Source organism: Ruegeria sp. BC3, assembly GCF_056539265.1.
On sequence record NZ_JBQFUP010000001.1, the window covers coordinates 439826 to 459599 of the forward strand.

Annotated in this window: 22 protein-coding genes and 1 tRNA gene; 12 read left to right on the forward strand and 11 right to left on the reverse strand. The window is 57.8% G+C overall.

Annotation, left to right across the window (positions count from 1 at the left end; translation table 11 throughout):
* Positions 1 to 48: 48 nt before the first annotated feature.
* Positions 49 to 1452, forward strand: coding sequence for an aminotransferase-like domain-containing protein (locus tag ACR0MV_RS02145; protein ID WP_480700838.1), 1404 nt, complete (start codon positions 49 to 51; stop codon positions 1450 to 1452).
* A gap of 3 nt (positions 1453 to 1455) precedes the next feature.
* On the opposite strand, the gene ACR0MV_RS02150 is transcribed toward ACR0MV_RS02145, so the two are convergent.
* Positions 1456 to 1818 carry a nuclear transport factor 2 family protein gene (locus tag ACR0MV_RS02150; RefSeq protein WP_170424951.1) on the reverse strand — a complete coding sequence of 121 codons (363 nt, stop codon included), beginning with the start codon at positions 1816 to 1818 and terminating at the stop codon, positions 1456 to 1458.
* 236 nt (positions 1819 to 2054) lie between these two features.
* Here ACR0MV_RS02150 and rplM point away from each other — a divergent pair, with 236 nt between their 5' ends.
* Together rplM and rpsI are read left to right on the forward strand one after the other, a co-directional pair.
* On the forward strand, positions 2055 to 2513 hold the full coding sequence (gene rplM / locus ACR0MV_RS02155) for a 50S ribosomal protein L13 (protein ID WP_039536983.1): 459 nt from the start codon (positions 2055 to 2057) through the stop codon (positions 2511 to 2513).
* Between the two features lie 6 nt (positions 2514 to 2519).
* Complete coding sequence (gene rpsI / locus ACR0MV_RS02160; protein ID WP_039535473.1) at positions 2520 to 3005, forward strand: 30S ribosomal protein S9; 486 nt, start codon at positions 2520 to 2522, stop codon at positions 3003 to 3005.
* 71 nt (positions 3006 to 3076) lie between these two features.
* On the opposite strand, the gene ACR0MV_RS02165 is transcribed toward rpsI, so the two are convergent.
* From ACR0MV_RS02165 to ACR0MV_RS02205, 9 genes are all read right to left on the reverse strand, one after another.
* The gene (locus ACR0MV_RS02165) at positions 3077 to 4237 is read right to left on the reverse strand and encodes an ABC transporter substrate-binding protein (protein WP_480700839.1); all 1161 of its coding nucleotides are present in this window, start codon (positions 4235 to 4237) and stop codon (positions 3077 to 3079) included.
* A gap of 30 nt (positions 4238 to 4267) precedes the next feature.
* Positions 4268 to 6154 carry an AMP-dependent synthetase/ligase gene (locus ACR0MV_RS02170; protein WP_480700840.1) on the reverse strand — a complete coding sequence of 629 codons (1887 nt, stop codon included), beginning with the start codon at positions 6152 to 6154 and terminating at the stop codon, positions 4268 to 4270.
* Positions 6155 to 6159: 5 nt separating this feature from the next.
* Positions 6160 to 6933, reverse strand: coding sequence for an ABC transporter ATP-binding protein (locus ACR0MV_RS02175; protein WP_170463732.1), 774 nt, complete (start codon positions 6931 to 6933; stop codon positions 6160 to 6162).
* Positions 6930 to 7694, reverse strand: coding sequence for an ABC transporter ATP-binding protein (locus tag ACR0MV_RS02180; protein ID WP_170424939.1), 765 nt, complete (start codon positions 7692 to 7694; stop codon positions 6930 to 6932). The genes ACR0MV_RS02175 and ACR0MV_RS02180 overlap by 4 nt, the downstream gene beginning before the upstream one ends.
* On the reverse strand, positions 7691 to 8788 hold the full coding sequence (locus ACR0MV_RS02185) for a branched-chain amino acid ABC transporter permease (protein WP_170424935.1): 1098 nt from the start codon (positions 8786 to 8788) through the stop codon (positions 7691 to 7693). Before ACR0MV_RS02185 ends, ACR0MV_RS02180 begins: the two co-directional genes overlap by 4 nt.
* Before the next feature lie 3 nt (positions 8789 to 8791).
* Entirely contained in the window at positions 8792 to 9667 is an 876-nt protein-coding gene (locus tag ACR0MV_RS02190; RefSeq protein ID WP_170424932.1) for a branched-chain amino acid ABC transporter permease, read from the reverse strand.
* 76 nt (positions 9668 to 9743) lie between these two features.
* Positions 9744 to 10772, reverse strand: a complete 1029-nt coding sequence (locus tag ACR0MV_RS02195) for an alcohol dehydrogenase catalytic domain-containing protein (protein WP_480700841.1) — start codon at positions 10770 to 10772, stop codon at positions 9744 to 9746.
* Between the two features lie 178 nt (positions 10773 to 10950).
* Entirely contained in the window at positions 10951 to 11445 is a 495-nt protein-coding gene (locus ACR0MV_RS02200; RefSeq protein ID WP_170424927.1) for a hypothetical protein, read from the reverse strand.
* Between the two features lie 199 nt (positions 11446 to 11644).
* Positions 11645 to 11734 (reverse strand) — tRNA-Ser (locus tag ACR0MV_RS02205).
* Between the two features lie 123 nt (positions 11735 to 11857).
* On the opposite strand from ACR0MV_RS02205, the gene ACR0MV_RS02210 reads away from it, so the two are divergent.
* From ACR0MV_RS02210 to ACR0MV_RS02245, 8 genes are all read left to right on the forward strand, one after another.
* Positions 11858 to 12700, forward strand: a complete 843-nt coding sequence (locus tag ACR0MV_RS02210) for a DUF2059 domain-containing protein (protein ID WP_480700842.1) — start codon at positions 11858 to 11860, stop codon at positions 12698 to 12700.
* Entirely contained in the window at positions 12700 to 13500 is an 801-nt protein-coding gene (locus tag ACR0MV_RS02215; protein ID WP_480700843.1) for a DUF2059 domain-containing protein, read from the forward strand. The genes ACR0MV_RS02210 and ACR0MV_RS02215 overlap by 1 nt, the downstream gene beginning before the upstream one ends.
* A gap of 209 nt (positions 13501 to 13709) precedes the next feature.
* Positions 13710 to 14330, forward strand: a complete 621-nt coding sequence (locus ACR0MV_RS02220; protein ID WP_209223490.1) for a 50S ribosomal protein L21 — start codon at positions 13710 to 13712, stop codon at positions 14328 to 14330.
* An 11-nt stretch (positions 14331 to 14341) separates the two neighbouring features.
* Positions 14342 to 14611, forward strand: a complete 270-nt coding sequence (gene rpmA / locus ACR0MV_RS02225; RefSeq protein WP_039535512.1) for a 50S ribosomal protein L27 — start codon at positions 14342 to 14344, stop codon at positions 14609 to 14611.
* 249 nt (positions 14612 to 14860) lie between these two features.
* The gene (locus ACR0MV_RS02230) at positions 14861 to 15397 is read left to right on the forward strand and encodes a GNAT family N-acetyltransferase (RefSeq protein ID WP_170424914.1); all 537 of its coding nucleotides are present in this window, start codon (positions 14861 to 14863) and stop codon (positions 15395 to 15397) included.
* A 37-nt stretch (positions 15398 to 15434) separates the two neighbouring features.
* Positions 15435 to 16469, forward strand: a complete 1035-nt coding sequence (gene obgE / locus ACR0MV_RS02235; protein WP_170463717.1) for a GTPase ObgE — start codon at positions 15435 to 15437, stop codon at positions 16467 to 16469.
* Positions 16457 to 17563, forward strand: coding sequence for a glutamate 5-kinase (gene proB / locus ACR0MV_RS02240; protein ID WP_480700844.1), 1107 nt, complete (start codon positions 16457 to 16459; stop codon positions 17561 to 17563). Before obgE ends, proB begins: the two co-directional genes overlap by 13 nt.
* A gap of 44 nt (positions 17564 to 17607) precedes the next feature.
* The gene (locus ACR0MV_RS02245) at positions 17608 to 18870 is read left to right on the forward strand and encodes a glutamate-5-semialdehyde dehydrogenase (RefSeq protein ID WP_480700845.1); all 1263 of its coding nucleotides are present in this window, start codon (positions 17608 to 17610) and stop codon (positions 18868 to 18870) included.
* On the opposite strand, the gene ACR0MV_RS02250 is transcribed toward ACR0MV_RS02245, so the two are convergent.
* Positions 18867 to 19463 (reverse strand): histidine phosphotransferase family protein, encoded by a 597-nt coding sequence (locus tag ACR0MV_RS02250; protein ID WP_170424901.1) that lies wholly within the window; start codon positions 19461 to 19463, stop codon positions 18867 to 18869. The genes ACR0MV_RS02245 and ACR0MV_RS02250 overlap by 4 nt on opposite strands.
* Positions 19464 to 19507: 44 nt before the next feature.
* On the opposite strand from ACR0MV_RS02250, the gene ACR0MV_RS02255 reads away from it, so the two are divergent.
* Positions 19508 to 19690: a DUF3553 domain-containing protein gene (locus tag ACR0MV_RS02255; RefSeq protein ID WP_170424898.1), complete on the forward strand. Its 183-nt coding sequence runs from the start codon at positions 19508 to 19510 to the stop codon at positions 19688 to 19690.
* Positions 19691 to 19774: the final 84 nt, after the last annotated feature.

The following is a 19774-nucleotide window of genomic DNA, read 5'->3' on the forward strand; positions in this document are numbered from 1 at the left end:
TGTGTTTGATACATTCATGATTGTGTCAAAAGCAAAGGAAGAATTGTAATGGATACAATTTGGCCCGAAGAACTGCCAAAATCCAAAGGCCCTAAGTACACCTTAGTGGCTGACACAATACGAAAAGCGATTGAGAACAAGGCGCTGGAGGTTGGAACAAAACTGCCTCCGGTCCGCGAACTTGCGTATCGGTTACAAATCACTCCTGGTACCGTGGCGCGTGCCTATACGATTCTGACGGACGAGGGCTTGCTACAAGCCGAGGTTGGGCGTGGTACATTTGTCGCCCCGCCAAAATCCCCGCTTTTGGACGACGTCTGGGCGCGCCAGCTTCACCTGCGCGAAGACAAATACAGCGCCGATGTCAGCCTGTTCAGCCCGCGATTGCCGGATATGGGGCAGGTGGCTTTGATCCGGGAATGCCTAAAGAAGGTTTCGCAAGCCGACCCCCAGTTGCTGATGAACTATCCAACCCGCGACGCTTATCAGCCGATGCGCCAGGCTGTGGTCGACTGGCTGTCGGACTTGCCACTCGGCCCAGTGACCCATGATGATGTTGTGCTGACGCATGGCGGTCAGAACGGGCTGTGCCTTGTGTTTCAAACAATTTTGCGCGGCCCCAAACCCGTCGTTCTGGTCGAAGACCTGTCTTATGCGGGGTTTCGCCGCGCTGGGGAGTTGATGCGAGCTGAGGTCGTCGGGGTCAAAATGGACAAGTGGGGCATAGACCCAGCAGCTATGGAGCATGTTCTGCGTCAAACCTCGGTACAAGCGGTCTGTGTCTCGCCCGAGGTGCAAAACCCTACCGGAACGCACACACCGCTGGAGCGCCGCAAAGAGGTCGTCGAGGTCGCGCGGCGTTATGATCTGCAAATCATCGAGGACGATTGCTATCGAATGGGCGATGCGCGAGAGCCTAGCTATCGTGCTCTGGCACCGGAGAGGGGGTGGCACGTTTCGTCGATCTCAAAAATCCTGACGCCAGCTTTGCGTGTTGGTTTCGCGATTGCCCCGCGCGAACGCAGTGTGGACCTCCGGCGGTCGGCCGAATACGGCTATTTCGGCCTTGCACAGCCGCTTGCTGAGCTGACCCGGCTGCTGCTTTCAGATCCTCGCACAGCGCAAGTGGCCAAAGACGTCCGCGCCAGAATGGGCGAATATGTTCGGGTCGCCGTAAATGCTTTGGGCGGGTTCGATCTGAACTGGGCGCCGGATGTGCCCTTTGTCTGGCTTAACCTGCCTTCGGGCTGGCGCGCCGCAGCCTTTAGCCGCGCGGCCGAACGCGAGGGGATTCAACTGCGTTCAGCCGATGAATTCGCCCTGCGAGACGGCCGCGCACCCAACGCGGTGCGCATCGCTATGAATGGCCATGTGTCACTGGATCGGTTCGAGGATGCCATGCAGCGCTTGCGTCGGTTGCTGGACAATCCGCCGGAACAGATCAGTGTCTGACGCCTAACTCAAGGGTTCAGGGTCGCCGAAGAACCCGGCTAAAAGCGCAATCTTTCCATCGGAATCCAAATGCGCGAAGTCGTGACCTGCGACGACGACATTGCCATCGGGACCAACCAGGCGCCAGGTGAAATGGGCAACGTCATTATGGCCACTGGCCTTGCTTGTCAGTTCAAGCCTGCCACCCGTGTTTTGCTTGACCTCTCCGATATGGTCGCACAGTTTTGACCGGCCCTGTACCTGTGCCATGGGGTCGACATATGTTCCGTCTTCGGCAAAGCATCTGACCAGGATTTCCAGCCTTTTGCTGCGGTCGGCTTCTTGCCATGCTGCCCCATAGTCGGACACAGTTTGTTGCCAGTTCATTGCGTGGATTCTCCCAAATCGAAGCCCGTCGAGTTACTTAACGCTCACTCTGTATGCCAATCAGGCCCAAAATATATGGGGTAAAGTAATACCTATTTTATAACCTACTGTTTTATATCATTTTAATTACGTTTAGCGATGTTGACCTGCACGCCCGTGCCCTCTAAATACGCTCCATCGAATTCGGGCCGCTCCGCCTTGGGGCGGTCTTTCACATCAAACAGGACTATCCTGCCATGAAAACCTTTTCTGCAACACCTGCAGACATCGACAAGAAATGGATCCTGATCGACGCCGAGGGCGTTGTTCTGGGCCGTCTTGCTTCGATCGTCGCCATGCGCCTGCGTGGCAAGCACAAAGCGTCGTTCACCCCGAACATGGACATGGGCGACAACGTCATCGTGATCAACGCTGACAAAATCCAGATGACCGGCAAGAAGCGCGAAGAGAACTTCTACTGGCACACTGGCCACCCGGGCGGCATCAAGTCGCGCACCAAGCAGCAGATCCTCGAGGGTGCACACCCCGAGCGCGTCGTGACCCAAGCGGTCAAGCGCATGCTGCCGGGCAACCGTCTGGCGCGTCAGCAAATGACCAACCTGCGCGTTTACGCCGGTGCCGAGCACCCGCACGAAGCCCAGGCCCCCGAAGTTCTGGACGTTAAGTCCATGAACAAGAAAAACACCCGGAGCTAATGACCGATGGCTGATCAGATCAATACTCTCGAAGAGCTGAGCGCCGTCGCAGGCGTTGAAACCGTGGCCGAAGAAGTCATCGTGCGTGAACCCGTACGTGACGAGCTGGGCCGCTCCTACGCCACCGGTAAGCGTAAAGACGCTGTTGCCCGCGTTTGGATCAAGCCGGGCTCCGGCAAGGTCACCGTGAACGGCAAAGATCAGGACAAGTATTTTGCGCGTCCCGTTCTGCAGCTGATCCTGCGCCAGCCGTTCCAGGTTGCCGGCGTTGAAGGTGAATTCGACGTTGTTGCAACCGTCAAAGGCGGTGGCCTGACCGGTCAGGCCGGCGCGGTCAAGCACGGCATCTCGAAAGCGCTGCAGCTGTACGATCCGTCCCTGCGTGGTGCTCTGAAAGCTGCTGGCTTCCTGACCCGCGACAGCCGTGTTGTTGAACGTAAGAAATACGGTAAGCGCAAAGCGCGTCGTTCGTTCCAGTTCTCGAAGCGTTAATTCGCTGCCGAGTGCACAAAATCAAAGGGCTCGCATCTGCGAGCCCTTTTTCGTTGGAACAGGGGTCGGGTTTATTCCTCGTACACCATCTTCCAGGCACCATTTTCGACAACGCTGACATAAACCGAGTCCGCGCCTTGGTGGTCATCCGGACCAAAGGTCATATGATTGCCGACCAGGTCATCCTGATAATCCAGCGTCTCCATCGCGGCGATAAAGCTTTCCTGGGTCAGATCCGGGCCAGCGGCTTCAAGAGCCCGAACCATCATGTCCGCAGCGGCGTATCCCAGCATGGCGAAACCAACAGGGTCTTCGCCGGTCGCTGCTTTGTACTCTTCGATAAAGGCAGCAGGGGCGGGTTCATCGGCGCGCGCCCACAGGTCCTGCCATGAGGCAGCGGCATAAAAGCCATCGGTCACACCACCGGGAACTTGCGCGACCACGGTCAGGAAACTGGCCGAGGTGCCGAGGAACTTCATGTCTTCCAGGCCCATCTTCTTGGCCGTTCCAACCACGGTGATCGCCTGACGCACGCCCAATGCGATTGTGACGATATCGCAGCCTTCTTCTTTGAGCTTGCTGAGCGACCCCACGAAATCCGCCTCATCAGGTTTATGCGTGGTCTCTGCGGCAAAGTTAATACCGGCTTCTTCCGCTCCGGCCTTGCTGCCTTCAAGAATCTCTTCGCCGAAGTCGGTCGGCAGATACATGGTGCAGACATTCTGCGCCCCAAACTGCTCGGCCAGGTACTTCACCCCGACGCGACTCTGGTCGAAATAGGTCGAGAACGACGTGAACTTGTTGTCCATCGGATCTTGCAGCATTTGCCGCGCGGCGGTCAGGGGGGCGACGTTCGGAATGCCCTTTGGATCCAACAGCTTGAACCCGGCCAGGTTCATCGGCGTGCCCAGGGATTGCAGCATGGCAAACACTTTGTCGCGATTCAGCAGCTTGTTATAGCCCTGCATCGCGCGCGGCATCTGGTATCCGTTATCTTCGACGACGTAGCGGATTTGACGCCCGTGCACGCCGCCTTCGGCGTTGACGCGGTCAAAATAGACATTGGCCCCTTTGATCGCCGGAACGCCAACAGCCGCGAAGATGCCGCTCAGGTCATTGACTGACCCGATGACGATCTCATCATCGGTGACGCCTTGGGTCTGTGCGCTTGCGATACTTGCCGCAACTGTCAAAGCGGTGGCAGCTGCCAGCCGCGTGATCACATTCCTCATCTTAGTCCTCCCTTTGGGTTATCCCTTTTACTATTTGTACATATCTTCGATCAGATGACCGTGTTTCTTTTCCACAAAGCTGCGTTTTAGCTTCATGGTCGCTGTCAGCTCATCGTCATCTGCTGTCAGAAGCACGTCTATCAGGCGGAAATCCTTGATCTGTTCGACGCGGGCAAAGTCCTTGTTGACCGCGTTGATCTCGGCCTGGATCTGATCCTTGACCTCAGCCGCAGCGCATAGCGAGGCAAAATTCGAAAACGGTATTTTCCGGTCCTGAGCGAATTTCTCGACGTTTTCCTGATCGATCATGATGAGCGCGGTCAGGTATTTGCGCTTGTCGCCAATGATCACCGCGTCCGAGATATAGTGGCTGAACTTCAAACGGCTTTCGATCTCGGCCGGGGTGATGTTCTTGCCGCCGGCGGTGATAATGATGTCCTTCATCCGGCCCGAGATGGTGACATAGCCGTCATCGTCGATAAACCCGATATCGCCGGTGCGCAGCCATCCGTCTGCGGTGAACGTTTCCGCCGTCTTGGCGTTGTTGCGCCAATAGCCTTGAAAGATGTTGAGACCCTTCAGCTGAATTTCACCTTCATCCGATATGCGGATGTCATTACCGGGCACTCTGCGCCCGACCGTTCCGATCTTGTTGTGTTCGATCGTGTTCAGCGTAGCGAGGCCCGAGGTTTCGCTCATCCCGAAGCCCTCGATCAGTGGAACGCCGATGGCCCAGTACCATTTCAACAGATCGGTCGAGATCGGGGCCGCACCTGATCCGCCACGGCGCATCTTGTCCATGCCCAACATCCGGCGCAGGTTCCGCAGGACCAACCGGTCCCATAGCCAGTATTGCGCCGCCACTCCGGTGGGCACAGGTTTGCCCTCCAAAATGTACTCGGCCCGCGCCAATCCGGCTTTGATTGCCATTCCATAGGCGGCACGACCAGCAGGCGTTGCATCCTGCGCCATGATCTGGACTTGGGAATAGATTTTCTCCCACACGCGCGGAACGGCGGTAAATGTCGAGGGCGAGACCTCTTGCAGGTTGGCAAACACCGTCTCTGGGCTCTCGGCGAAATTGACAGTGCATCTCGCAGCCAGTGGGAAGTAGACTGAAACGTCGCGTTCCAGGATGTGACACAGCGGTAGAAAGCAGAGCTGTTCGTCGTCACTGTGCGTTGGCAGGGAATGAGCGCCGCATTCGATAGCCGCAAGTATATTTTCATGGCTCAGCATCGCGCCTTTGGGCATGCCGGTCGTGCCTGAGGTGTAAACCAAAAGGGCAGTATCCTGCGGCGTAGCCAGCGCGATTTCGGCTTCAAACCGACCGGGTTCCTCGGTCTCGGCTTGCTGACCCAGCTTGTAGAATTCGTCAATCATCATGCAGCGGGGATGGTTCAGGTCATGCAGCCCTTCATCATCCAGAATGATGACTTTCAGCAGTTCGGGCACCTCGTCCTCGATCTGCAGGAACTTGTCCAACTGCTCTTCGTTCTCGACGATCAGAAAACGGCTGCCGCTGTCATTGATCAGGTATTGCAATTGGCTGGCCGAGTCCGTGGTGTAGATGCCTGAGGCGATGCCCCCGACAGCCTGAATGCCCATATCGAACCAGACCCATTCCTTGCTGTCTTCCGACAGGATCGAGACGACTTCTCCGCGCTCAAGACCCAGCTTGCGAAGCGCCAGACCGATCCATTTGGCATGATTCCAGTAATCCGCCCAGGAGTATGACCTCCAGATCCCAAAGTCCTTTTCGCGATGGGCCGTGCGATCACCCAATTCGGCGCAGCGTTTCTGAAACAGCTCGCAGATCGTAATGCACTCATCGACGCGCACGGGGCGTTGGCCGGGTGTCGCGTTCAGGCGAACGCCGTTGACTGTGATCTGAGGGGGCAGGGTGCTGATGTTCATCTGTCTCACCTCCACGTCTTCTTGCGTTTCCAGCGACGGTTTTCCCGCGCGCCTTCTTCCTGCACGCCCAGATAGAAGTTCTGGATGTCCTCGGACTGCATCAGAACCTTTGCAGCGCCGTCCATCACGATGCGTCCGACCTCCATCACATAGCCATGATGGGCCAGTTCCAGCGCGGCATTGGCGTTCTGTTCGACCAACATCATCGTCATGTTCTGTTCGTCGTTCAGCCGTTTGAGGATGCCAAAGATCTCTTGCACCAACAGCGGGGACAGGCCCAGAGACGGCTCATCCAACAGCATGATCTTCGGGTTCCCCATCAGCCCACGTCCGATGGCCAGCATTTGCTGTTGCCCGCCGGAAAGCGTGCCAGCCTCTTGATTGCGGCGTTCCTTGAGGATCGGAAAATACGAAAATACCAAGTCGCGATCATGGTCGATCTGGCCTTTGTCCCGAAGCGTATACGCCCCAAGGCTCAGGTTTTCGTCCACTGTCAGCAGGGGGAAGACCTCGCGGCCTTCGGGGACATGAACGATGCCTTTCTGGACGACCTTGTGTGGTTCTGACCCCTGAATGTCTTCGCCGTGGAACGTGATCTTTCCCTTCTCCGGGTCCATCACACCCGAGACGGTTTTCATCAGCGTAGTCTTACCCGCACCATTTGCCCCGAGGATTGAAACGATCTGACCGGGATGCACGTCCAACGACACGCCGCGGATTGCCATGATCGGGCCGTAAAAGCTTTCGATATTGCGGATTTTCAGGATCGGTTCGCTCATGAGGCTTTCCCCAGATAGGCTTCGATCACAGCTGGGTGTGACTGAACCTCGGCTGGCGTGCCAAGCGCCAGTTTCGCGCCGTCAGCCATGGCCAGAACTCGATCGGACACGCCGGAAACCAGCCCCATGTCATGCTCCACCATCAGCACAGTCGTGCCCATCTGCCGTCGGATATCGTCAATCCACCAGCGCATATCCGTCGTCTCTTCGACCGACAGCCCCGAAGCAGGTTCGTCCAGCAACAGCAACTTGGGGTCGGTCGCCAGTGCGCGCGCAACCTCGACCACTTTGCGGACGCCGTAGGGCAAACCCGAGATCATCTTGTCACGGAATGCCTGCAGATCGAGGAAATCGATGATCTCTTCGACCTTTTCGCGGTTTTCCAGCTCTTGCCGCCGGGCTGAGGGCAGGAACAGCACCTCGGAGAACAGGTTGGTTTTGCGATGCCGATGCCGCCCAACCAGAAGGTTCTGCAATACGGTGGCATGTTCGAACAGTTCAATATTCTGAAACGTCCGCGCCACGCCATAGGCCGCCACGCCCGAGGGTTTGACTGCCAACAGGTCGTGCCCGTCAAACCGGATCGAACCTGCGTAGGGATCGTAAAACCGTGAGATCAGGTTAAAAACCGTGGATTTACCCGCGCCATTTGGACCGACTATGGCGAAAACCTCGCCTTCTTCGACCTCGAAGGACAGATCGTTCACCGCCGTCAGGCCACCGAATTTCAGGGTGACATTTTCAAACTCAAGCAAGCTCATCTCAGGCGCTCCGTCTTGAGGTAGGATTTCTGACGTTTGAACATATCCTTGCGGTAGAAGGGGAACAGTTCGAACCAGGTACGGATTTTCAGCCAGCGCCCATACATACCCATTGGTTCGAACAGGATGAACGCGATCAGGATCATACCGAAGATGCCGAACTCCAGACCCGGAATGGCAACGGTGCTGCCGCCAAAAAGCGCGCCAACATATTCCTTCGAGATCGACAGGAATTGCGGCAGGAACCCAATGACGATCGCGCCAAGAAACGCTCCGTGGATCGAACCCAACCCGCCAATCACGATCATCATCAACAGCTGGATCGAGATCACAACGCTGAACGTCTCGTTATTGAATGCACCGGCATACATGCCCATCAGTGCTCCGGCCCAACCGGTCACGGCGCAAGACAGTGCGAACGAGATCATCTTGGTGCGGGCAATATCGACGCCCATCGCCTGAGCCGAAACCTCAGAGTCGCGCACCGCGATAAAGCTGCGCCCAAGCGGCGCGCGCAGAAGGTTGATGTACCCGAGGGTCACAAGAACAGCCACGCCCAAAACCAGCCAGAAGAACTGAACCGGCGTCCCCCAGCGATCAACCAGAAAGCCGAAGATTTCAACGCCGCCCAGATACTTGCCCGACACACCGCCTGTGATCGGCTCGGCCAGAACGATGACGTCATCCATCAGAATGGACAGTGCCATGGTAAAGATCGCCAGATAGATCCCGTGTAAGCGCAGGGCAGGGATCGCGACCGTCACCCCAGCCAAACCCGTCAGGATACCCGCCAGCGGGAAGGCGACCAAAAACGGAACGCCTGCTTCCAGAAGGATCACGTTGGCATAGCAGCCAAAGGCCAGAAACGCAGCGTGACCAAGGCTGACCTGCCCGGTATGGCCGGTCAGGACCATCAGACCCAGACCCGCGATGGCCCAGATCAGAACGTTGGTCAGTTCACCCAGGTAAAACTCATCCAACCACCACGGTGCGGCGATGATGATCGCGAGCAGGATCAGGTAGAGGCTGAGCTGGTAGGTGTCCTTCCAGGGCCGGATATCCTGCATGTAGTTGGTTTTGAAGATAACTCGCATCGCTTACACCTTCTTGACCCGAACCTGGCTGAACAGCCCGTTTGGACGGAAGATCAGCACGGCCAACAACAAGGCGTAAGGCGCGACCTGACTGTACCCGGCGGCGATGTATCGGCTGGCGAAGGGTTCGATCACGCCGACAACCAGCCCTCCGGCTAAAGCGCCGGGCAGACTGCCGAAGCCACCGATGACCGCCGCAGCGAAGGCTTTGATCCCGAGCAATCCGCTGCTGGGATCGACCGAGCCTTTGGCGGCGAACAGTATGCCGGCAATCCCGGCGACCACTCCGGCGAGGGCCCAAATGAACCCCTGCACGCGCTTAACCGGGATACCCATGTAATAGGCCGCCAACTGGTTCTGAGAAGCACCCTGCATCGCAAGACCCAGCTTGGTGCGGCTGAAGAAAACGTACAGGCCCCAGGTCAGCAGGATGGTGACGACGATAACCGCCACGTCCTCCATCCCCAGAACCAGCCCGCCGAAACGCACCTCTTTCCCGGCCAGAGGGTTTTGCAATGTCTGCGGCTCGTGCCCCCAGATCAGCCCGGCGACGAACCGGATCACAAAACCCAATGCGATGGTCAGGATCACCACGGCTGTTTGGCTTTCTCCGAACAATCGTCGAATGATCAGGCGATCCAAGAGGTACCCCAAAGCCGCCATGATCCCTAACGAGATCGGCAATGCCAGCCAGAACGGCAGCCCCATGTATTCGGTATTCGTCAGTCCGATGGTGACAAAGGCACCCAGCATCATGAAGTCGCCTTGCGCGAAATTCACGGCTTCGGTTGCCTTGTAAATCAGTACAAATCCAAGCGCGATCAGGCCGTAGACACAGCCATTCGCCAGCCCGCTGATCAGCAGCTGCGCGTTATCCAATTTTCTCCTCCCATGCCGGTATGCCCGGCGTTTTCTTAGGCCCCGAACGTCCTCCTACGTTCGGGGCTTTGTTCTACTATGGCGTGATCAGAACCTTTCCGTCACTCTTTTTCAGCGCATCTGCCAATTTTCCCACGACATCACGCAGTTTAAGCCGTTCCGAAACATCTGTTTTCCAGCGCCCATCAGCAAAACGGGCTTGGACTTCTGCAACCACGCGCATCTGGTCCGCAGGCGGGGTCGAGGTCATCCATTGCGTCAGCCAGAAGCCTTCGATCCGCTTGTTCATAAAAATCAACTGGCCCGTCTGTGTCAGCTTTGGCAGCTCGGGGCTGAGTTTTCCGTAAACAACCCATCGCGCGCCGTTGGGCATGGCGCAGAACACCTGTTCAGACAACTGATCCGCGACCGCATCCAGAAAGACGCGGGGTTTCAGCTCATGGCTGAGTGCAGAGAATTTCTGGACCACATCCGGATCTGTGGTGACCAGCACCTCATGTGCACCATACGCTATCATGGCTTCGACCGCTTCGGCCCGGCGCACAAGGGCAATGGGCTTCAAGCCCAGGTCACGACCCAGAGCACACATCAGTTTGCCCAACTGGCTGGTGGCGGCAGACACCACAAAGGCCTCACCGGCGCCGCGCGCGATATCGACCATGGCCATCGCGGTCATGGGGTTCACGATCTGGGCCGATCCGTCCTCATCCGAAATGTCGGGACGCAGCGGGATGCACATCAGCGCCTGCGTCACCACGTATTCAGCCCAAGCCCCTGAACCTGCCGCGACAAAGGCGACCCGCTGACCCTGCAATGCCTCGGCCCCTTTGCCGGTTGCAACAACGTCGCCGCAGCCCTCAAATCCGGCAGGCATGCCCTTGACGCGCGGCTGCCCATATTCGCCCTTGATAAAGTGAATGTCGGACGGGTTCACCGATGCCGTGCGCAGCTTGATCAGAACTTGTCCGGGGCCGGGCTCGGGAACGTCGATCTCGGCCTCGGCCAGCCAATCGGCGGCGTCCTCGATGAATGGCCCAGACGGAGAGCCGGTGTACCCGTCATGGGTTTGAATTACGGCGAACATTTTGGGGGGCAGGGTGGTCATGCTGTCTCCTATCTGCTGTGCAGGCACAGGACCGACCGGGTCTGGTGCGTGTGGTATTGGGGTTTAGGAAACAGCCAACCAAACGCCCGTCCATACGTCAATCAAAGTGGGAACTGACGTAGCGGGAGCTTGCCTGCTACAAAAAATGGGCCGCTCTGAAGCGAACGGCCCAGAGAGCTTATTGCTGAGATGTCAGAAGGGTACGCAACTCTTCGATCTTCTCTGCAATCAACTGAGGTGACGCCTTGATTTCATCAAGGATGTTAAGCGCCTGCGTTTTCAGGTCCTGCGACAACTGACTGTCCTGAACCGAGGCGACAATGGCGTCATAGTCAAAGTTCTGAACGGAAAGCGTGCCTTCTTCGATCCAAGTGTTCACCAGATCCTGGCCTTGCGTGGCCAGTGAGGCAACCTGATCGCTGGCCTGGTTTGCCAGATCGGTGGCTGCCTGTCCGGCTTGCTCGGCGGCTTCGGTGGCCTGCTCTGTGATCGAAGATGCAGCCTCATTCGCCTGCTCGGTGGCCGCGTCAACGGCGTCGTTCACGGCTTCGCCCGCTTCTTGCGCCGCCGATTGCAGCCGCTCAGCAGGCGTGGGTTCCGGTTGATTTAGGTAATAGTAGATGCCAGCGCCAAGGCCAGCGACGATAACTGCGAGAATAAGAGTACGCGACATAGGGGGTTCTCCTTGAAATACGTGTCGCCCAGATGGGTGGAAAATACCGGAAATCAAAGGGGAATTCCCCGGAGTTCATTTCAAATCCGGGAATTGAGCCAGCCTGCGCCGATCTGACCATACCAGATGGCAATATCACGCCGCCTCGCGGTCGTTGCGCACGCTTTGCTTGAAAAAGGCCGTCATCCGAAAGGGATTGTGGCGGAGAGACAGGGATTCGAACCCTGGGTGGGCTTGCACCCACAACGGTTTTCGAGACCGCCCCGTTCGACCACTCCGGCACCTCTCCGCGGGGGTCTGTGAGGGGGGGATTTAGTGAGGAACGCGCGGGGGTGCAAGCAGAAAATTCCGAAAATTAACAAAGCTGGGATTTTCCGTTGCCTGACGCCGTAATTCGCCTAGGCTCTTGCTTATGACCTATGCTCTACACCGGGCCGTTGTGCCGCTTTTTGCCGTTGTTTTCACCCTTGCTCTACTGTCGCAGCAGGCTTTTGCAGCCAGCCGGGACCGTATCGAGGCGTTTTTGACCACAACCGGGTTTGATGTTGCCCTTGAAAGCATAGCGCTGGCTTCAGCCTCGGCGCCTCAGATGCTGGGCATTGACCCCGACGGGTTTGGATCGGATTGGACCCGTCTGACCGAAGAAGTCTTTGATGTCGAAGACATGCACAACATCGCCGTTTCGATTCTGGAACAAACGCTGAGCGATGATGCGCTGAACCACGCGGTCGAGTTCTATGCTTCGGACCTGGGGCAGCGCTTGGTTCAGGCCGAAAACGCGTCTCACATGATCGAAGACGATGAAGCCAAGCAGACGGAAGGGCAGGAAATCGTATCGGGCCTGATCCAAGATGGCTCGAAACGCGTCGAAGAGCTCAAACGCATGAATCGCGCGATTGACTCCAGCGGCACTGCTTTGCGGGCTGTGCAAGAGATTCAGTTGCGCTTTCTTCTCGCGGCCAGCGCCTCGGGTGTGATCGACCTGCAACTGAGCGCCGATGAGCTTAGGGAAATGCTTCGGCGCAGCGAAACCGGAATGCGGCAGGCCTTGCAACTGTCCGCTCTGGCTGGGGCTGCCTATACCTATAAGGACTTCTCGGACGCCGAGGTCATTGCTTATGCCGACGCGCTGGAGCAACCGCTGATGCAAGAGGTCTATGAGCTGTTGAACGCCATCCAATACGAAATCATGGCCATGAAGTTCGAAGACCTCGCAGCACGAATGGCCGAACTGCACCCGGCACAGGATATCTGATGCGTCTTACCGCTGCGTGTGTGTCTTTTCTATTATTCGCCGTTCCTGCGGCCGCCTCGGACCGGGTCGAGCGCCTGATGCAGGCGCTCAAGATCGAACAGGTCGTCGAGATCCTGCGGGATGAGGGCAGGGTGCAAGGGCAAGAACTGGATGAGACGTTTCTGGGAAACACCGGAGGTCCGGTATTCGAGGCTCAGATTGAGGAGATTTATGCCCCCGAACGGATGCAGCAGCAGATTGCTGAGACCTTTGAGAGCCGCCTGACAGACAGTCAGATGGACCGCGCGATCGTGTTTTTTGAAAGCGAAGTCGGGCAAACCATTGTCACGCTGGAAAACTCAGCGCGGCTGGCATTCGCGGACGAAACCATCAAGGACATGGCGCGCGAGGCGTACCTGGACAGTGCGCAAGACACCTCGTTGTACCTGCTGGTCGACGAGTACATCGAGGTCAACGATCTGATCGACAGGAATGTCCAAAGTTCCCTGAGTTCGGATTACAACTTTTTTCGCGGCCTGAGCGGCGAAACGGGCGCTAACCCCGAAGACATCCTGGCGCAGCTATTGTCGGAAAAGGACAGCGTTACCGAAAAGACCCGAACTTGGCTGTATTCCTTTTTGCTGCTGGCTTATCAGCCTTTGACCGAAGCCCAAATGCGCGAGAACATCGCCTTTTCCCGCACCGATACGGGACGCGCCATGAATGAGGCCTTTTTTGTCGGCTTCGATCTGATTTACGATCAGGTCTACTATGAACTGGGGCAGGCGGTCTCGCGCGCGCTCAGCGCGTCGGACCTTTGACCCTCTATTTGCTGTTGACTTTCCCAGCCATTCTATGGATAAGCGCGCATCCCGGCCGGTTTCTCCGCGCCGGGTCTCGTTATTATTGACCCAAGGGGTTGTCCCGAAAGGTCGTCACACAGCCCGAAAAGGGCGCGCTGTTCGAGGTGGCGAAAGCCAGTAACGCCCGAAAGGGGACCACAGAACGCGGGTTTGAAAAGGAAAGACGCATGTTTGCGGTCCTCAAGACTGGCGGCAAGCAGTACAAGGTTCAGGCGGGCGATGTGCTCCGCGTTGAAAAACTGGCTGCCGACGCAGGTGAAAAAGTTCAATTCAACGATGTTCTGATGCTGGGCGGCGACGCTCCGGTTGTTGGTGCACCTTTCGTTGAAGGCGCAGGCGTACAAGCCGAAGTGATCGAACAGATCAAAGGTGACAAGGTCATCAAGTTCGTCAAGCGCCGTCGTAAGCACAGCTCGAAGCGTACCGTTGGCCACCGTCAGAAGCTGACTCTGGTCAAAATCACCGACATCTTGGCGTCGGGCGCTGACAAATCGGGCATCAAAGCTGCAACTGGTTCGGCCCCGGCTGGCGAAGCTGCTCCGGCGGCAAAAAAGCCTGCTGCGAAGAAAGCTGAAGCCAAAGCAGAGGCACCCGCCGCTGCTGCTGCCGCTGACGATCTGACCAAGCTGAACGGTGTCGGCCCTGCCGCTGCCAAGAAGCTGGCAGAAGCCGGTATCGAGAGCTTTGCTGCTCTGGCCGCCTTGTCGGACGAGCAGATTGCTGCTATCGAAACGGTCAAAGTGAAACCCGAGTGGGTTGAGCAGGCCAAAGAGCTGGCCAAAGGCTAAGGAGAGAGAGAATGGCACATAAAAAAGCTGGCGGTTCCTCCCGTAACGGTCGCGACTCAGCTGGTCGCCGCCTTGGCGTGAAACTGTACGGTGGCCAAGCAGCCATCGCAGGCAACATCATCGTGCGTCAGCGCGGCACTAAGTTCTGGCCGGGCGAAGGCGTAGGTATGGGCAAAGATCACACCATCTTTGCAACCACCGATGGCGCCGTGAAGTTCCACAAGGGACTCAAAAACCGCACCTTCATTTCGGTCCTGCCAGTGGCGGAGGCCGCAGAGTAAGCCGAAACCCGTAAGGTTTGAAAAATTCCAGGGGGACCGGCAGAAAATGCCGGTCCCCTTTCTCGTTTTAACGCAGTTTTGATCAATGGCCCCGATGACCAATGCAGCAAGCTTTATACCAACCTTGACACAAGGTCGGATTGCCCATGCGGTTGAACATCGTCTGGGCCGCAAATATCTGATGTGGACGTTATTTAGTTTTGCTTTTGCGTCCATAATTTACGTGTTGTTCGGAGGAGGAACGCACTCATGAAACTGGAGACGATCATAAACCAGCCGGTCATAGAAACCGAGCGGTTCGATCTGCGCCCGCTGCGCAGGTCGGATTTGGGTCTCATTGAACATTACGCAGGCGATGAGCGCGTGGCACGTATGACCACGTCGATCCCGCATCCGCTGCCGCCCGGCTCGATCGAGGCATTCGTGTCCCGTTCGATGGCCGAGGACCGGGATGAGGATGTCTGGGCGATGGACGCCACCAAGGATGGTGGTCCCGAGCTGATTGGCCTGATCTCACTGACGCGACTGGACCGCAACCAGTCCGAGGTCGGTTATTGGGTCGCGCCTGTCTATTGGAACACGGGCGTTGCGTCGCTGGCCGTTGAAACGCTGGTCAATGCCAACCCGTTGGAAAACGCCACCATGTTTGCCAGCGTGTTTCAGGACAATCCGGCCTCGGCCCGGGTGCTGACCCATTGCGGGTTTGAATACCTTGGGGATGCCGAAAGCTACTCGGTGGCGCGCGATGCGAATGTGCCCACCTGGACATACAGTAAAAAACTCTGACTTGTGGCCGATGGGGCCTTTGCAGTAGGGGACACACATGAAATTTCTCGATCTTGCAAAGGTCTACATCCGGTCCGGTGCCGGAGGTGGCGGCTGCGTCAGCTTTCGGCGCGAAAAGTACATCGAATACGGCGGTCCCGATGGCGGTGACGGCGGTAAAGGCGGGTCTGTCTGGGCCGAAGTCGTGGATGGGCTGAATACCCTGATCGATTTCCGGTATCAGCAGCACTTCTTTGCCAAAAACGGCCAACCGGGTCGCGGTCAGCAACGCACCGGTAAGGACGGTGACGACATCGTGCTGCGCGTGCCTGTCGGCACCGAGATTCTGGACGAGGATGAAGAAACCGTCATCTGCGACCTGACCGAAGTTGGACAGCGTGTTTTGCTGGCCAAGGGCGGCAATGGTGGCTTTGGCAACCTGCACTTCAAATCGGCCACCAACCAGGCCCCGCGCCGCGCTAATCCGGGGCAGGCGGGGATCGACCGCACAATCTGGCTGCGGTTGAAACTGATTGCAGATGTGGGTCTGTTGGGCATGCCGAATGCCGGCAAATCAACCTTTCTGGCGGCCACATCGAACGCCCGCCCCAAAATTGCTGATTATCCGTTTACGACTCTGCACCCGAATCTGGGCGTTGTCGGTGTCGACAACGTAGAGTTCGTGGTCGCCGACATTCCGGGTCTGATCGAAGGCGCACACGAAGGGCGCGGGATCGGGGATCGGTTCCTTGGGCACGTCGAACGCTGCGCCGTTCTGTTGCACCTTGTCGATGGCACCTCGGAAACGGTGGCCGAAGACTACCGCACCATCATTCATGAGCTTGAGGCATATGGCGGCGAACTGGCCGAAAAACCTCGGATCACGGTCCTGAACAAGGTCGATGCACTGGATGAAGAGGAACTGGAGATCCAGAAAGCCGAACTGGAAGAGGCTGTGGGCGGCCCCGTAATGACCATGTCCGGCGTGGCGCATCTGGGTGTGACCGAGGTGCTTCGTGCGCTTCGCACCCAAATCGACGAAAACCGCCTGCGCCAAAAACCCGTAGAGGAGACGAAGACGTGGCAACCCTGACCGCCGCACGTCGCCTTGTCGTCAAAATCGGGTCCGCCTTGCTGGTGGACCGCGACACGGGTTTGTTGAGGTCGGATTGGTTGCACTCGCTGGCGCAGGACGTCGCGTGGCTAAAGGGGCAGGGGACGGACGTAGTCTTGGTCTCGTCCGGCTCAATCGCTCTGGGGCGCGGTGTTTTGGCTCTGCCGATGGCGGCTTTGCCGCTGGAGCAGTCACAGGCGGCCGCTGCAGTGGGCCAGATCAGACTGGCCCGCGCTTATGAAGAGGCTCTGACCCCGTACAGCATCACCACCGCGCAGGTTCTGGTAACCCTAGAAGACAGCGAAGACCGCAGGCGTTATCTGAATTCACGGGCAACGCTTGAGACCTTGTTGAGCCTGGGCGTGGTGCCGATTGTTAACGAAAACGATACAGTTGCAACGGATGAGATCCGTTATGGCGACAATGACCGACTTGCAGCACAAATCGCTGTAACCGTTGGGGCTGACCAATTGATCCTGTTGTCGGATGTGGACGGGTTCTACACGGGCAACCCCAATGAGGACAGCACAGCCAAGCGGTTCGATGTCATCGAAGCCATCACGCCCGAGATCGAAGAAATGGCGGGCGACGCCGGTTCCGGTCTATCCAAGGGCGGGATGAAGACCAAGCTGCTGGCGGCCAAGATGGCAACGGCAGCAGGTTGCGACATGGCGATTACTGAAGGGTCGACCCTGAACCCTCTGAAAACGCTGGAAGAAGGTGCAAACTGCACGTGGTTTACCGCTACACTTGATCCGCATGCGGCGCGCAAGCGCTGGATTTCGGCCATGAAGCCGCGCGGCGAGATCGTGGTTGATGCCGGGGCGGCCAAAGCGTTGGGCAATGGCAAAAGTCTGCTGCCCGCAGGCATTGTCGAAGTCACCGGTGATTTTGGCCGCGGCGACCCGGTTGCCATCGTCGATCCACAGGAGCGTCGACTGGCGCAGGGCCTAAGCCGCTATACCGCGCAAGAAGCTGACGCGATAAAGGGGCGAAAGTCCTCCGAGATCGAGGCCACGCTGGGCTATCCCGGTCGGGCCGTTTTGATCCACCGCGATGATTTGGCGCTGTAACGGCGCAATGATAGACAAATAAGACCGACCGAAAGGCATATGAGATGAAGGATTTCGACAATATTCCCGCCCTGATGGCCGATCTTGGAAAACGCGCCAAGGCAGCTTCGGCCGATCTGGCCTTCGCGAGTGCCGAGCGTAAACACGCGGCCCTGATCGCCGCTGCCGATGCGGTATGGGCTAACCGCGCCCAGATCATCGAGGCAAACAAAAAAGACCTGGAATTCGGTCGCGAAAAGGGCCTGAGCCCGGCGATGATGGACCGCCTGATGCTGGATGAAGCGCGTGTTCAGGGCATGGTCGACGGCCTGCGCACAGTCGCCGATCAGGCCGACCCGGTAGGCGAAGTTCTGTCTGAATGGGACATGGCCTCGGGCCTCAACATCCAGCGCGTGCGCACTCCGCTGGGCGTGATCGGCGTGATCTATGAAAGCCGTCCGAACGTGACTGCCGATGCAGGCGCGTTGTGCCTGAAGTCGGGCAATGCGGTGATCCTGCGGGGTGGGTCGGAAAGCTTCCACTCCTCAACCGCCATTCACGCCTGTCTAGTCGAAGGGTTGAAGGCCGCGAACCTGCCCGAAGACGCGATCCAACTGGTCCCCACCCGCGACCGCGCCGCGGTGCAGGAATTGCTGACCATGACGGACTATGTGGACGTGATCGTCCCTCGCGGTGGCAAAGGTCTTGTCGGGCTGGTGCAGCGCGAGGCACGTGTGCCGGTTTTCGCCCACCTTGAAGGTATCGTGCATATCTATGTCGACAAGGCCGCCGATCCGCAGAAAACGCTGGAGGTCGTGCTGAACGCCAAGACCCGGCGCACTGGAATCTGCGGCGCCGCTGAATGTCTGTTGATCCATCAGAACGTGGCCGAAACACTGGGCCGTGACATCATTTCGGCGCTGCTTGCAGCCGGTGTTGAAGTTCATGCCGAAGGCGATCTGGCCGTCGACGGTACAATTGCCGCCACCGCCGAGGATTGGGGAAAAGAATTCCTCGACAGCATCATCGCCGCCAAGCCGGTCGCGGATATCGACGCAGCGATTGCGCATATCCGCCAATATGGTTCGAACCACACCGATTGCATCATGACCGAAGATGCCAGTGCCGCCGCCCGCTTCTTTGAGCGGCTGGACAGTGCAATCCTGATGCACAACGCATCGACGCAATTCGCCGACGGGGGCGAATTTGGCATGGGCGCCGAGATCGGGATTGCCACAGGCAAGATGCACGCGCGCGGCCCGGTCGGGGCCGCTCAGTTGACCAGTTTCAAATACTTGGTGCGTGGCAACGGGACCGTTCGGTCCTAAAACCGGATCACGACGCGGGTTGAGGTGGTTTCCGCCGCAACCCGCCGCCCCATTGACGCAGCCGTTTGCGGCAAAAGCGCGAATTGAACATGCGCCGGCGTGACCTTGTTGGCAAACTGTCCTTTGGGCAGGTTTTTCCAAAGGTCCATGTCGACATTCAGCTTGTCGGCAACCCCGGTCACGGTCCATGCGCCACCGTTGTTTTCGACGGTTACGTCTCCACCCATCGGCATCGCGCTTTCACAGCACATCAGGGCCAAAAAGGCGAGCTTTACCTGATTGCGCGGCACGGCTTCGGTCACGTGCCAGTTGACGCGCACTCGACCGACGCTTTCAACATCCTTCAACAGTTCGGTAACCTCGGCGCGGCCCAGCGGCTGGTCACTGGCCGAGCCGAACGCGACGCGAAAGAACCGGATTCTGGCCCCGGCACTGCCGACACTGCCCGAGATTAACTCCATCTCGGGGCCTTGCACGGATCCGACCATTTCAAGCAGTTCCAGCCCGTTGGTGATCGCTCCAATCGGGCTGATCAGATCGTGGCAAATTCGCGATCCGATAAGCTCGGCCAGATTGACGTTGGTGTCGCCCATGCGTACCTCTCCTGTTGTATCTGCCGCCGGACCGGAGCTCGAACATGACAGACCTTAATGCTATTCTTGCACCGGGCATGTACGTCCGCCACCCCGATTTCCCCGACTGGGGCATTGGACAGGTACAGTCCAACATCGCTGGCAAGATCACCGTGAATTTCCAGGAACAGGGAAAAGTGGTGATTGACGGAAATCGCATCGCCCTGACGCCCGTCTTTGATCCGTGAAACTGGTTTAAGATTGGTTAACGCCTGCAACAGCGCCGCCGGTTGCCATTCTCCCGAAATCTGCGGTATCAGCGCGCAAACAAG